The 13,088-nt window shown below is 64.9% G+C and carries 13 protein-coding genes; 12 read left to right on the forward strand and 1 reads right to left on the reverse strand.

The features are described 5' to 3' along the window. Positions 1-58 precede the first annotated feature (58 nt). On the forward strand, positions 59-1,261 hold the full coding sequence (locus ACP7A3_RS15415; RefSeq protein ID WP_338056400.1) for an aspartyl protease family protein: 1,203 nt from the start codon (positions 59-61) through the stop codon (positions 1,259-1,261). On the opposite strand, the gene ACP7A3_RS15420 is transcribed toward ACP7A3_RS15415, so the two are convergent. After that, positions 1,255-1,671: a MerR family transcriptional regulator gene (locus ACP7A3_RS15420; protein WP_004212867.1), complete on the reverse strand. Its 417-nt coding sequence runs from the start codon at positions 1,669-1,671 to the stop codon at positions 1,255-1,257. The genes ACP7A3_RS15415 and ACP7A3_RS15420 overlap by 7 nt on opposite strands. 78 nt (positions 1,672-1,749) lie before the next feature. Between ACP7A3_RS15420 and ACP7A3_RS15425 the strand changes: the two genes are divergently transcribed. The 11 genes from ACP7A3_RS15425 to ACP7A3_RS15475 all read left to right on the forward strand — a co-directional run bounded on the left by ACP7A3_RS15425 (position 1,750) and on the right by ACP7A3_RS15475 (position 13,085). Next, the gene (locus tag ACP7A3_RS15425; protein WP_004212870.1) at positions 1,750-2,376 is read left to right on the forward strand and encodes a cation transporter; all 627 of its coding nucleotides are present in this window, start codon (positions 1,750-1,752) and stop codon (positions 2,374-2,376) included. After that, positions 2,376-4,343: an FTR1 family protein gene (locus ACP7A3_RS15430; RefSeq protein ID WP_063690266.1), complete on the forward strand. Its 1,968-nt coding sequence runs from the start codon at positions 2,376-2,378 to the stop codon at positions 4,341-4,343. Before ACP7A3_RS15425 ends, ACP7A3_RS15430 begins: the two co-directional genes overlap by 1 nt. A gap of 73 nt (positions 4,344-4,416) precedes the next feature. Beyond that, positions 4,417-4,713: a hypothetical protein gene (locus tag ACP7A3_RS15435; protein WP_007406840.1), complete on the forward strand. Its 297-nt coding sequence runs from the start codon at positions 4,417-4,419 to the stop codon at positions 4,711-4,713. A 59-nt stretch (positions 4,714-4,772) separates the two neighbouring features. After that, on the forward strand, positions 4,773-6,050 hold the full coding sequence (locus tag ACP7A3_RS15440) for a TolC family protein (protein WP_017980803.1): 1,278 nt from the start codon (positions 4,773-4,775) through the stop codon (positions 6,048-6,050). Beyond that, positions 6,050-7,228, forward strand: coding sequence for an efflux RND transporter periplasmic adaptor subunit (locus tag ACP7A3_RS15445; RefSeq protein ID WP_004212877.1), 1,179 nt, complete (start codon positions 6,050-6,052; stop codon positions 7,226-7,228). The genes ACP7A3_RS15440 and ACP7A3_RS15445 overlap by 1 nt, the downstream gene beginning before the upstream one ends. Before the next feature lie 3 nt (positions 7,229-7,231). Next, positions 7,232-10,477 (forward strand): efflux RND transporter permease subunit, encoded by a 3,246-nt coding sequence (locus ACP7A3_RS15450; RefSeq protein WP_017980804.1) that lies wholly within the window; start codon positions 7,232-7,234, stop codon positions 10,475-10,477. Positions 10,478-10,530: 53 nt separating this feature from the next. Then, complete coding sequence (locus tag ACP7A3_RS15455; RefSeq protein WP_017980805.1) at positions 10,531-11,019, forward strand: polyketide cyclase; 489 nt, start codon at positions 10,531-10,533, stop codon at positions 11,017-11,019. Further along, a complete protein-coding gene (locus tag ACP7A3_RS15460) occupies positions 11,016-11,390 on the forward strand; it encodes a hypothetical protein (RefSeq protein WP_024310663.1) in 375 nt (124 codons plus the stop codon). The genes ACP7A3_RS15455 and ACP7A3_RS15460 overlap by 4 nt, the downstream gene beginning before the upstream one ends. A 45-nt stretch (positions 11,391-11,435) precedes the next feature. Beyond that, positions 11,436-11,777 carry a flagellar hook-basal body complex protein FliE gene (gene fliE, locus ACP7A3_RS15465; protein ID WP_017980807.1) on the forward strand — a complete coding sequence of 114 codons (342 nt, stop codon included), beginning with the start codon at positions 11,436-11,438 and terminating at the stop codon, positions 11,775-11,777. Between the two features lie 31 nt (positions 11,778-11,808). Next, positions 11,809-12,696 carry a bestrophin family protein gene (locus ACP7A3_RS15470; protein WP_024310664.1) on the forward strand — a complete coding sequence of 296 codons (888 nt, stop codon included), beginning with the start codon at positions 11,809-11,811 and terminating at the stop codon, positions 12,694-12,696. 5 nt (positions 12,697-12,701) lie between these two features. Next, the gene (locus ACP7A3_RS15475; protein ID WP_007406861.1) at positions 12,702-13,085 is read left to right on the forward strand and encodes a hypothetical protein; all 384 of its coding nucleotides are present in this window, start codon (positions 12,702-12,704) and stop codon (positions 13,083-13,085) included. Positions 13,086-13,088 lie beyond the last annotated feature (3 nt).

Here is a 13,088-nt window from a genome sequence, read left to right on the forward strand (position 1 = left end):
CTCCTGCGGACGGGGGGCTGGAGGTGGCTTTTTGACGGCCCGTGCTGAAGCAATCGGTATGTCTCGACGCTCATTAGTGGCGCGGCTGCTGGCCTGTGGAACCGGCTTGGTGCTCGGTTCTCCAACGCTCGCGCGACGGACTTCCCGGTCTGCGGGCTCGTGGAACTTTGGCGCGGCTCACCTCGAATGGGAGCCGCTGGAAGTCGGCACGGGTGATACCCTCCTTGTTTTGGCGCAAGTGGGCGGCGTGCCGGTGCGGGCGGTGCTCGACAGTGGCAGCGGCGCGTCGATCATGAGCACGGCGCTCGCGGCGAAGCTCGGCTTGAACAATGGTGAGCGGCGCATGATTAGCGGGCTGAGCGCCAAGGCCCCGGTGCTGCTGGTCCGCGACATCGACGTACAGCTCGCCCGCGAAACCCGTCGTCTCCCCTTTGCTGTTGTCGGTGATCTAGGTGCTGTGTCGGCGGCCTTCGGACGACCGATCGATATTCTCCTCGGTGCCGATATGTTCACGGGCAGCTGCATCGCGCTCGATTTCGCGAACAGGCGTATGGCGGTCGTCAAGTCGGGGACGTTCCTCGCCGGCCCTGATTGGCGCGCTGCCGCGCTCGGGCGCGGTGCCAAGCAGGAGCTGTTCATCCGGGCCTCCGTCGAGGGCCTGTCTCCCGTGCCCTTGATGATCGATCTTGGCAGCTCGGCCGCGCTGATGCTCTCGTCGGCCTATGCCCGCGATCAAGGGCTGTTGAACGGGAAGCTCGTCTCGACCGCGGCGATCGGCGGCGTCGATGGCGTGCGAGTCAACGATGCTTTCACAACCCAGAACATCAACATTGAAGGGCTTGGCGTCTCGAACGTCCCCACACTCGGGATGAGAGCTTGGCTCTCCACCAGCACGGTTGGCAATGTCGGCCTACCGCTGATCGCTCAATTCGACGTGGTATTCGATGTGACGGCCGGGTTCGTGTGGCTCCGGCCGATCGATCCTCGTCACCGTCTGCCGATGCTGAAGGATCGTAGCGGTCTTGGCCTCGCAGCTTCACCAACGGCGCTTACCGTCGTTCATGTCGCGGCGAACAGTCCTGCGGAAAAGGCTGGCTGGGCGGTCGGCGACCGGATCGTGGCGGTGAACGGCCATTCGATCGATGCGAACTATACGCGTGGGGAGCTCTGGCAAGTGCGCTCCCGGCCTGCTGGCACCCTCGTAAAGCTGACGATGGCCTCGGGTGATGTGCGCGACCTCAGGCTAGCCGACTATTACTGATCGGCTTGAGGGTGGCCTTTGCCGATCGCCTTCATGATCCGACAATCGGCCATGCGCGCCTTGGTGCAGCTCTGGCTGAGCATTGCCAACTCATCCCGCAACACCGCGAGTTGCGCCAGCCTCTCCTCCACATCCTTGAGGTGCTGAGCAGCGATAGCTGAGGCGGCACCACAATCCTGGTCCGGGTTCTGCGCCAGCCCCATCAACGATCGTATTTCGTCGACCGAAAAGCCGAGCCGGCGACCGTTGCGGATGAAGTGCAAACGCTCGATGTCGCTGGCATCATAGGTTCTACGGCCCGACGCCGTGCGCGGGGCGGAGCGCAGCAACCCGATCGACTCATAAAACCGGATCGTCGTCACTTTTGTCGACGTCTCGCTGGCGAGCTGCCCAATCATCACCGGCTTCATCATGCCATCCTTGCTAATGCGAACGTGTCGCACATTTCGCTTGCTTCTACAGCGACTGGAGGTGGTAAGGAAGGCCGCATGAATGCTTCTACCGAAAGCTGCGGGTGCCACGGGGAGCCCGCGCGCGCGCAAACCGATCCGGCCTATCGCCGTGCGCTGCTGACCGTCGTGGTGCTCAACCTCGGCTTCGGAGTCGCCGAGCTGTTCGGCGGGTTCATCGCCGATAGCCAAGCGCTGAAAGCGGATTCCCTCGATTTTCTCGGGGACGGGTCGATCAGCCTTATCGGTCTTCTCGCGCTTGCCTGGTCCGCACGGGCGAGGGCAAAGGTCGCGCTGACGCAGGGGTTGTTTCTCGGTGCGCTTGGCGTGGGCGTAATCGGTTTCGCGATTTGGCGCGCCCTGAACGCAACCGCGCCGGATGCCGAACTGATGGGCACAATCGGCGTTGTCGCGCTCGCGATCAATGTCGTGTCCGCCTTGGTGCTTGCGCGTTTCCGGGAAGGGGACGCCAATGTTCGCGCGATCTGGCTGTTCAGCCGCAACGACGCGCTCGCCAATGTCGCGGTGATCGCCGCGGCCGGTCTGGTGGCGTGGACAGGAAGCGCCTGGCCGGACCTCGCCGTCGCCGGCCTCATCGCCCTCCTGTTCCTCCACTCCGCTTATGAAATCGTCACTGGCGCTCGGCGCGAACTGGGAGAGCGGTAGTGCGTCTGCTCACCTTGATCCGGGCAATGCTCTCGCTGCGGCTGCTCGCCGCGCTCGCTGCGCTGCTGATCCCTGCTGCGGCATTCGCCGAACCCGGCGACGTGCAAACCGCATGGCGGCTGCTCGACTATATGGCCGTCGATTATGGAGGCGCGGTCGCGAACGGTCGGATCAAGAGCGCGTCGGAATACGCCGAAATGAATGAGTTTGCCGCGTCGGTCTCGACACGGCTTCAAGGCCTGCCGGCGAAGCCGGAGCGCCAAGCCCTCATTCAGCGGGCCGCCAACCTCCAAGCGGTAATCGCGGAAAAGGGATCGACTGAACAGGTGGCAACACTGGCGCACGGGCTCGCGGCCGATCTGCTGCGCGCCTACCCGGTGCCGCTCGCGCCCGATAAGGCTCCGAACCTCGTCTCCGGCCATGCCCTGTTCCAACAATCCTGCGCGTCCTGTCACGGCATGACGGGCAACGGCCGTGGCCCCGACGCCGCCAAGCTCGCGACACCCCCGATCGCCTTTACCGATGCCGAACGTGCGCGCCAGCGCAGCGTCTTCGCGCTCTATCAGGTGGTGACGCAGGGCATCGACGGGACGGCGATGCAGAGCTTCGCCGATCTGCCGAACGATCAGCGCTGGGCGGTAGCATTCCGAGCCGGGAGCTTCGCCTTCACGGACGCGCAGGCGCGCGAAGGCGAGCAGCTTTGGAAATCCGACCCGACACTTCGCCGGCGCATTCCGGACCTGAAAGCCCTGGTCGCGCTCACCCCGGCCGGGCTCGGCGCGGCAATCGGCGGCGCCAAGGCTGAAGCCGTGCTCGCGTTCCTGCGTCGTCATCCCGAACAGGTGATGCAACAGGCTCCCGGCTCGCTCGTGGTCGCCCGCGCCAAGCTCGCCGAAAGCGTGGCCGCTGCCCGGCGTGGCGATGCGCGCATGGCGAAAGAGCTGGCGCTCTCGGCCTATCTCGATGGGTTCGAGCCGATCGAACCAACGCTCACCGCGCGCGACGCGACGCTGATGGGCCGAATCGAGGGCGCCATGGGGGAGTTCCGCGCCGCGATCGACCGGGGCGCATCGCCCGATGATCTCGCGGAGAAGGTCACGGTGCTGGGCGGCTTTTTCGATGATGCAGAAGCGGCGCTCGCGCCCGATGCCGCCACCGAGGCGTCCACGTTCCTGGGCGCGTTCACGATCCTGCTGCGTGAAGGGCTTGAGGCCCTGCTCATCGTCGTCGCCATGATCGCATTCCTGCGTAAAGCCGACCGCGGCGAGGCGCTGCGCTACGTTCATGGCGGCTGGGTCAGCGCGATCATCGCGGGCGGAATCACCTGGGCGGTCGCCACCTATGCAATCGGGATCAGCGGCGCGAGCCGGGAGCTGACCGAAGGGTTCGGCTCGCTGTTCGCCGCGGTCGTGCTGCTCTCGGTCGGGATTTGGATGCACGGTAAGGCGCAAGCCGATCAGTGGCAGCGCTATATTCGCGAGAAGATGTCGCGGGCGCTCTCGGGCGGGTCGGGCTGGTTCCTGTTCGGACTCGCCTTCGTGGTCGTCTATCGCGAGGTTTTCGAGACGATCCTGTTCTATGCCGCGCTTTCGGCGCAAGGTGACAACGGGATGCTTCTCGCGGGGGCCGGGTCGGCGATTGGACTGCTCAGCCTGATCGCTTGGGCCATGCTTCGCTACAGTCGCAAGCTGCCGATCGCGCAGTTCTTCCGCTATAGCTCCTGGCTCATGGCCGTTCTGACCGTCGTGCTTGCGGGTAAAGGCGTCGCCGCGCTTCAGGAAGCCGGCCTTATCAACATCGCACCGCTCGCGGACGTGCCACGGCTGTCGATGCTCGGCGTGTTTCCCACTTGGCAATCGGTGCTGGCGCAACTCCTGATGGCGGTCGCCATTGCGGTCGGGTTCGCCTGGAACGGGCGCGACCGATCCCGCTCGGGTTCCGGCTCAGTGACCCTTGGTTCGAATTAGTGCAATGACATGAAAACCCTTCCGTGATAGAGGCAAGCTAGTGCGAGCCTTTTTGCCTTTCCTGACATGCCTGATGCTGGTCCTGACCAGCTTCTCCGGCATGGCCCATGCCGCCGATCTGGCGGGGGGAAGCATCGCGGGCGTTGAGTTCACGGTCCATACCGCCGGTGACATCGATCAGGTGCCATCGGACTCGGACAAGAATGTCCCGCATCATCACAATTATTGTCACGGACACGACGTCGGCGCGCCTGCGCGCACGACGATGGAATATACCCCCGTCCTCACAGTGCCCAAGCCGACAATCTCCGCCTCTGCGTCGCTCGACGGCCGCACCGGCATGGTCCATTTGAGGCCCCCCCAAGCCTGACGTCCGATTTGGGCGTGCGTTGGCGCGCCCTGTCGATCATCGTCAGGAGTCCTATTTTCATGAATCGTATCCTCGCGGCCATGCTGGCCGCAGCGTCTTGCGCCACGATGGCGCAGGCGCAGGTCGGACCGTCCGCGCCTGTTGCGCAGGATGCGCCGGTCTACACGCTTGACCAAGCGGTCAGTGCAGCGGGCGGTTCGGCCCCTGCTGCGGAAGCGGCGACAGCTGGAATCGACGCGGCCCGTGCAGGTCGCACAGTCGCCGGCTTGCGGCCCAATCCGGTGGTTCAAGGCCAAGTCGAGAATGTCATCGGCTCCGGGCCGTATCGGGGGGTCCGCAGCGCGGAAACCACGGTCGGCTTTGCGATCCCGATCGAGCTAGGCGGCAAGCGCGGCGCCCGCGTCGCGGTCGCCAATGCGCAATTGTCCCGGGCCGAGATCCAGGCCGCGATCATCGCGGCGGATGTCCGGCTTCAGGTAACGCAGCTCTATGTCGAAGCGGTCGCGGCCGATCGCCGGGTAATGACAGCCCGCGATCAGGCCCGGATCGCCAGCGATGCGCTGCGGGCCGCGAGCGTTCGCGTGCAGGCAGGGCGGGCATCGCCACTCGAGCAACAGCGCGCGGATGTCGCGCGTATCAATGCCGACGCCAATGTGGAACGGCAGCTTCGCTTGGCCGAGGCGGCCCGCGCCAATCTGGCGCGTCGGATCGGACGGCCGATCGACGGCCTGCTCGATGACACGCTGCTCGATCGCCTTCCCGGTGTGAACGTCTATGGGCCGTTGGCACCGGTCAACACGACCGGCACACTCGCGCTGGCGGCAGCCAACGCGGATTTCTCCATTGCCGAAGCCGGCGTGCGGCTCGCGCGCGCCAATCGCGTGCCTGACCTGAACGTCGGGCCGTCGATCCGCCGCCTGGAAGCGACCAACGACATGGCGGCGGTGTTCAGCGTGTCGATCCCGATCCCGGTGTTCAACAATGGTCGCGCCGCGATTGCGCAGGCGACCGCGCAGCGGACCCAGGCGGATGCGCAGCGCCGCGTGACCGCGCTCGACATCGAACAGGCGATCACGGACGCGCAGGCGCAGGCGGCCAATGCCGCAACGACGGCTCGTGCGGCGTCGGGGCCGGCGCTGGCGGCTGCACAGGAGGCCGCCCGCATCGCGCGGATCGGCTATCGCGAGGGCAAGTTCGGCCAGCTCGAATTGCTCGATGCTGAACGCACGCTCGCCGAAACGCGGGTCGCCGCGATCGACGCGCTTGCCAATTACCAGAATGCCCGCGCGCAAGTGGAGCGACTGACCGCTCCTGCGCCCAATGGGGGGAATCAGTGATGAAGAGCTTTTATCTCGCGGGCGCGGCGTCGCTCGCCCTGCTCTTGGCTGCCTGCGGCGGCAAGGATGGCGGAAACGAGGCAACTGCCGAAGGCGCAGCTGCCAATGAGACGGCAGCGGGCACGGAAAAGGGCGGTGCTGAAGGCGGTCATGCCGGTGAAGGCGTTGTCACATTGGGTGCCGACCAGATCGCCACAGCGGGCGTCCAGGTCGGACGGCCGATCATCGGCGGGGCCGGGACGATCGAGCTGCCCGCGATCATCGAGGGCGACCCACAGGGAACGCAGGTCGTCTCGGCCGCAATTGCGGGACGCGTGGTCGCGCTCACCCGTAACCTCGGCCAATCGGTCGGACGCGGCCAGACCATTGCTGTCATCGAAAGCCGCGAGGCGGCGCAGATCAAGGGCGAGGTCGAGGCGGCGCGGGCGCGGCTTCAGCTCGCTAATTCGAACCTCGCGCGCGAACAGCGGCTGTTCGCGCAGAGAGTCTCCCCTGAACAGGATCTGATCGCCGCCCGCACAGCGGCGACGGAGGCGCGGATCGCCCTGACGCAGGCGCAGAGCATGGTTTCGGCGGCGGGTGTCGGCGGCGGCGGGCTCAACCGGCTCGGCATTGCCGCGCCGATCTCGGGCCAGATCATTGCGCGCCCCGTGACGCTGGGACAAACGGTCGCGGCGGATGCCGAACTCTATCGCATCGCCAACCTGAGCCAGGTGTCGATCGCGCTTAATCTCAAGCCCGAGGATGCGGGCCGGGTGCGTCCCGGCAATACGGTGCTGGTGAAGGCGGCAGGCCGTCAGGCGACCGCCCGCGTGACCTTCGTGTCGCCGGCGCTTGATCCGCAGACGCGGCTCGTGCCGGCGCTCGCCACGCTCGACAATCGCGGTGGCGAATGGCGGGTCGGCGAGCCTGTGACGGCAGCCGTGCAGCTCACGGGCAGCGGCGGGAGCGGGGCGGTCCGCGTGCCGACGACGGCGGTCCAGAGTTTCGAGGGCAAGTCGGTCGTGTTCGTGCGCACGCCCACCGGCTTCAAGGCGACCCCGGTCCAGCTCGGCGATGCGTCGGGCGACACGGTGATCGTCCGGTCGGGCCTGACCGGCAACGAACAGATCGCCACCACCGGAAGTTTCACGCTCAAGGCCGAGATCGGCAAGGGCGAAGCGAGCCACGAGGATTAAGCCATGATCGCCCGTATCGTAACCTGGGCGGTCGAGAAGCGCTGGCTAGTCCTGCTCCTCACCGTCATCGTCGCCGCCATCGGCGCCTTTTCCCTCTACCGGCTACCGATCGACGCGGTGCCGGACATCACCAACAATCAGGTCCAGATCAACGTCCGCGCGCCTGCCCTCTCGCCCGAGCTGGTCGAGAAGCAGGTGTCGTTTCCAATCGAAACCGCGCTCGCCGGCACCCCCGGCCTGGAATATACGCGCTCGTTGAGCCGCAACGGCTTCGCGCAGATCACGGCGGTCTTTTCGGACGCGACGGACATCTATTTCGCCCGCCAGCAGGTGGGCGAGCGTCTGCGGGGCGTGCAAGAGAATCTGCCCGACGGCGTGAACCCTGAAATGGGTCCGATCGCGACAGGCCTGGGCGAGGTGTACATGTACACCGTTCGTCTCGATCATCGCGAGGACGACAAGCACAAGCCCGGTGAACCGGGCCAACAGCCCGATGGCAGCTACATCACGCCAGAGGGCGAGCGACTGACGACCGAAGAGGACAAGGCGACCTACCTGCGCACCGCGCAGGACTGGATCGTGACGCCGCTTCTGAAGACCACACCGGGCCTCGCCGGTGTCGACTCGATTGGCGGTTACGCCAAGCAGTTCCTCGTCGTGCCCGACGTGCAGAAGCTGGCCTCGCTCGGCATCACGCTGACGGACCTGGGAAATGCGCTGGAGCGCAATAACACCAGCGTCGGCGGTGGCTTCGTCAATCGCAATGGCGAAGGTCTGGCTGTTCGCTCGGATGCGCTCGTTCGCAATGCCAGCGAGTTGGCCAGGACCGTGATCGCGACACGTAACGGCGTGCCGATCACGGTCGAACAAGTTGCGACTGTGAAGACGGGTCAGGCGATCCGCATGGGTTCGGCATCGGAGAACGGTACCGAAGTCGTCGTCGGCACGGCGATCATGCGGATCGGCGAGAACAGCCGCATCGTGTCGACCGCGGTCGCTGAGAAACTGAAGACGATCAACGCTTCGCTGCCTCCTGACGTCGTAATTCAGCCGGTGCTGAACCGCACCGAGCTAGTCAATTCGACGATCAAGACGGTCGCGAAAAACCTGTCCGAAGGCGCGGTGCTGGTCATCGTCGTGCTCTTCCTGCTGCTCGGCAACTTCCGTGCGGCCCTGATCGCGGCGCTGGTCATCCCGATTACCATGATGCTGACCGGCTTCGGGATGCTGCGTGCCGGTGTCTCCGCCAATCTGATGAGCCTCGGCGCCTTGGACTTCGGTCTGATTGTCGATGGCGCTGTCATCATCGTCGAAAACGCGCTGCGCCGGCTTGCCGAGCAACAGCATCATGAAGGACGATTGCTCAGCGTCAAGGAACGGCTCGCGACCGTGGCTTCCGCTGCGCGTGAGATGATCCGTCCCTCGGTGTACGGGCAGGCGATCATCATCCTTGTCTATGTGCCGCTGCTCACGTTGACCGGCGTGGAGGGCAAGACGTTCGTGCCGATGGCGCTCACCGTCATCATCGCGCTCGCCTTCGCCTTCATCCTCTCTCTCACCTTCGTGCCGGCGATGATCGCGATCTGGCTATCGAAGAAGGTTGAGGAGAAGGACGGCCGCATTATCACGTGGCTGAAGAAGCGCTACGAACCTGGTCTTGATCGGGCGATGAAGCGTCCGACCGTGACGATCGGGGCGGGTGTCGCGAGCCTTGTGGTGGCGGCGCTGGCCTTCACCACGCTCGGCTCGGTGTTCCTGCCGCAGCTCGATGAAGGCGATTTGCTGATCCAGTCGCTCCGTATTCCGGCGACGTCGGTCCAGCAGAGCCAGGCGATGCAGGTGCCGATCGAGCGAATGATGTCGAAGCAGCCGGAGGTGCAGTTCGTCTATTCCAAGACGGGCACCGCCGAGCTGGCGGCCGACCCGATGCCGCCGAACGCAACCGACATGTTCGTTATCCTGAAGCCGCGCAAGGATTGGCCGAATCCTGAGCTTCCCAAGGAGGAGCTGGTGAGCCGGATCGAGGGTAAGCTCGCGAAGATCCCGGGCAATGCCTACGAGATCACCCAGCCCATCCAGATGCGCTTCAATGAGCTGATCGCCGGCGTGCGCGGTGACATCGCGGTGAAGGTGTTCGGGGACGACTTCAACCAGATGAACCGGACGGCCGAGCAAATCGCTGCGACGCTGCGTAAGACGCAGGGTGCCGCGGACGTGAAAGTCGAGCAAACGACAGGTCTTCCCATGCTCGACATCCGCGTCAATCGTGACGCGATGGCGCGCCTGGGCGTCACGGCGCAAGACGTGCAGGACACCGTGACTGCCACGATCGGCGGGCGGACCTCGGGCCAGATCTTCGAGGGCGATCGTCGCTTCCCGGTGGTGATCCGCCTGTCTGAGGCGCAGCGCGCCGACATCGGCCTGCTCCAGCAGGTGCAGGTGCCGGTCGCAGGCGGCGGCTATGTGCCGCTGTCCAGCGTCGCCGAGATCAAGGTGGTCGACGGTCCCAACCAGATCAGCCGCGAGAACGGCAAACGGCGCGTGGTGGTGCAAGCCAACGTGCGTGGCCGCGACGTCGGATCGGTGGTTGCGGATGCGCAGGCAGCGATCGCCAGCCAGGTTCGGCTGCCTGCCGGTACCTATCTCGAATGGGGCGGCCAATTCGAAAACCTGCAATCGGCAAGCGAGCGGCTGAAGCTGGTTATTCCGGCCTGCTTCATCCTGATCCTGTTGCTGCTCTATGGCGCATTGGGATCGGTCCGCGATGCCGCGATCGTCTTCACCGGCGTGCCCTTCGCGCTGGTGGGCGGTGTCCTGCTGCTCTTCTTGCGAGGCATGGACTTTTCGATTTCGGCGGCGGTGGGCTTCATCGCCCTGTCGGGCATCGCGGTCCTCAACGGCCTCGTGATGGTCAGCTCGATCCAGGATCTGATCCGGTCGGGGCTATCGCGCGAAGAGGCGGCCCATGTCGGCGCAATGCAGCGTCTGCGGCCTGTCGTCATGACCGCGCTTGTCGCCAGCCTCGGCTTCGTGCCGATGGCGCTTGGCGAGGGCGCGGGCGCGGAGGTGCAGAAGCCCTTGGCGACCGTCGTCATCGGCGGCCTGATCTCGGCGACGCTGCTGACGCTGTTCGTTCTGCCGACGCTCTATGCCCGGTTCGGGCAGAAAGTGATCGAGAATCCCGAGCACTACAATGAGGAGCATGAAGGGGACGACCACGGTCAGACCTTCGTGAACAACTTGGCCTGATGGGTGAGCGGGGCGGTCCGCGATCGCCCCGCTCATCTCTGGGAGATGGGGATATGCCTCGCACCATAACCAGCTCAATGCTTCACGGCGGGCCACTGCGGATCTGGTCGGCGATCACCGATCCGGATCATCGTCGGGCTTGGAGTCCGCTCGCATTCCTCGACAACCCGTGCCTGCTTGGCGAGACGGAATGTACCTTCGCGATCCAGGGCATCACCCGGCCAATTCGGACGCCGGCCCGGGTCGATCAATTCGATAAGCCGCACGCCTTCGCTTGGTCCTGCGGCATCCCTTATCTGTTCACGCTCGAAGAGCGGTACGAGCTGGCAGGGGACGATGGTGGCACCAGGCTAACACATAGCTGCACGCTGCGCGGGGCGCTCTCTCTGCCGTTCGCGGCGATGATGTTGCGCCGCCTGCGGTCCCTGATGATCGAGGCCGACGACCGCCTCGCAACCTATCTGCGCTGGCGGGTGGGTCAGCCTGCCCGTGAGATCAATCGTCAGCGCGTCCCCTCCCGCTACAGGAGGAAGGCGCGATGATGCCTGGGATCCGGGTACTACCCGCCCTCATCCTCGTTGCCGGGTTGGCAGCTTGCTCGGAAAGCAAGCCGCCGGCTCCCCCAACGGAGCAAGAAATCCATTCGTCCGACAGCGCTGTGGCGACTGGGGAAATGGGGCGACACCCCTATCGCTGTTCCGACCGGGAACCGCTGTTCGTCGATTTCAAGGACAACGGCCTGCAGATCGATTTGCGGCGTTCTGGCAGCGGGACGCCCGTGACACTGACCGCTCCAGCGCAGGGCCTCCAGTATGTCGGCGAGACGGCCACCGCGACCTTCAAAGGAACGCAGCTCACCATCGTGGAAGGCGATGGCCGGACCCGGACCTGCGAACGGGAGGGCGCCAGATGAACCGTCCTGTCTTCCGACACGTCGCGCTGCAACGGGAGAGAAGCGATGTCTGACACGTCGATCTCGAATGTGATGGTCATTCGCGCCGAAGTGATCGCGCGAAGCCGCGCTTTGCGCGAGGCACAGCCGACGGCACCGCCCGGCGTGACGCCCACCGCTCCGGCGTCGAACTTCGCCGACACCCTCAATGCCGTGGTCGCGAAGGTCAACGAGACCCAGGAGCAAGAGGATGTCGTCACGGAAGCATATGAGCGTGGCGAAACCACCGACATTGCAACCGTCGCGCTCATCCAGAGCCGCGCATCCATAACTTTCGAAGCGACCCTGCAAGTCCGGAACAAGCTGCTGTCCGCTTATCGGGACATCATGAACATGCCGATTGGATAACGATCGCAAAGGGATTTAGGGCAAAGTTGATATGATTGTTGGCGCGAGACCACGGTTTAGGCAGATCATTGTCGAGGTTTGGAAGCCGCTCACGATCTTGTTCGTGTGGGACGTAGCCGTGACGGCATTCCACATAATGACCCCGATTAAGGAACCGCCTTTGCCGACGGCGCTTTTCGGCACTGCCATCGCGCTCTTCATGGGGTTCCGCACCAACGCTGCTTATGCTCGCTGGTGGGAAGCGCGAACCCTTTGGGGCGCGCTCATCAATGCGTCGCGCAGCCTGGCCCGGATCACGCGCAGCCTGACCAAGGGGGAACCCGAGGGCAGTGAGATGCGGCACAACATCATTCTGCGGCAGATCGCCTTTGCGCACTCGATGCGCTGCCAGCTTCGCCGACAGTCGCCCTATGAAGAGATTGCTCGGGTCGCCGGAACGGACGTCGCCGATATGGCGGTCGGTCGCCTGAACCCTGCCAACGCGCTCTTGGAAGACATATCGGGCATCTACGCCGACGCGCTCGCGGAAGGTCGGACCACTGAGATCCAGCAGGCAACTGTCGAGCGCGTCCTGATCGACATCGCCAATGCCCAAGGCGGCATGGAGCGGATCAAGAACACGCCGCTGCCTAATGGCTTTAGGTTCTTCCCGAACCTTTTCACGCGCGTGTTCTGCGTGCTGCTCCCGATCGCGCTGGTCGAATCTCTGGGCCTTGCCACGCCGATCGGATCGACGCTGATCGGACTCGTCTTCCTCGCGGTGCTGAGCATCGGCGAGGATCTGACCGATCCGTTCGCCAATAGCGTCCACGATGTCCCGCTCACGGCCATGTGCCGCACGATCGAGATCGACCTTCTCCAAACCGCGGGACTTCCGGCCCCCGAGCCGCTGACACCTGATCACGGGGTGCTGTGGTGATGGGCATGCGCGCCTTGCTGCATCTGCCCGGGCTCACGATCGCGCGCGTTGGCGCCGTTCTCGTCACCGGCGTGATTGTAGGGGCGTGCAACCCGGCTCCGAGCGAACCTGTCGAACCGGCTCATGACAAGCGTGTGACGCCAAGGCTGATCGCGCAGCGCATCATGTATTGCGACGACGGCACCCGCGCCGATGTCGACTTCATCGACGACGGCCTGAAGATGGCCGTCACCTGGCTGCCGAAGGGCAGGACCGAGATCCTGCGCGCCCAGCGAACCGGTGATGAATTTCGCGGCAACCAGTCACGGGCGGTCGTGGCGGGCGGGGCGATCGCCTTCATGCGGCGCGGGAAAATCCACGTCTGTCACCGAACCCCGGAGGGATCATAGGAT

Origin of the sequence: Sphingomonas sp. DC5200-1 (genome assembly GCF_049897245.1) — a bacterium.
Lineage (GTDB): Bacteria > Pseudomonadota > Alphaproteobacteria > Sphingomonadales > Sphingomonadaceae > Sphingomonas > Sphingomonas aquatilis.

Bases quoted from the DNA above. Each gene is read 5' to 3' on its own strand.
- ACP7A3_RS15460 (WP_024310663.1), top strand. From the start codon at position 11,016: ATGATGCCTGGGATCCGGGTACTACCCGCCCTCATCCTCGTTGCCGGG.
- ACP7A3_RS15435 (WP_007406840.1), top strand. From the start codon at position 4,417: ATGCTGGTCCTGACCAGCTTCTCCGGCATGGCCCATGCCGCCGATCTG.
- ACP7A3_RS15440 (WP_017980803.1), top strand. From the start codon at position 4,773: ATGAATCGTATCCTCGCGGCCATGCTGGCCGCAGCGTCTTGCGCCACG.
- ACP7A3_RS15450 (WP_017980804.1), top strand. From the start codon at position 7,232: ATGATCGCCCGTATCGTAACCTGGGCGGTCGAGAAGCGCTGGCTAGTC.
- ACP7A3_RS15425 (WP_004212870.1), top strand. From the start codon at position 1,750: ATGAATGCTTCTACCGAAAGCTGCGGGTGCCACGGGGAGCCCGCGCGC.
- ACP7A3_RS15475 (WP_007406861.1), top strand. From the start codon at position 12,702: ATGCGCGCCTTGCTGCATCTGCCCGGGCTCACGATCGCGCGCGTTGGC.
- ACP7A3_RS15455 (WP_017980805.1), top strand. From the start codon at position 10,531: ATGCCTCGCACCATAACCAGCTCAATGCTTCACGGCGGGCCACTGCGG.
- ACP7A3_RS15470 (WP_024310664.1), top strand. From the start codon at position 11,809: ATGATTGTTGGCGCGAGACCACGGTTTAGGCAGATCATTGTCGAGGTT.
- ACP7A3_RS15445 (WP_004212877.1), top strand. From the start codon at position 6,050: ATGAAGAGCTTTTATCTCGCGGGCGCGGCGTCGCTCGCCCTGCTCTTG.
- fliE (WP_017980807.1), top strand. From the start codon at position 11,436: ATGTCTGACACGTCGATCTCGAATGTGATGGTCATTCGCGCCGAAGTG.
- ACP7A3_RS15420 (WP_004212867.1), bottom strand. From the start codon at position 1,671: ATGAAGCCGGTGATGATTGGGCAGCTCGCCAGCGAGACGTCGACAAAA.
- ACP7A3_RS15415 (WP_338056400.1), top strand. From the start codon at position 59: ATGTCTCGACGCTCATTAGTGGCGCGGCTGCTGGCCTGTGGAACCGGC.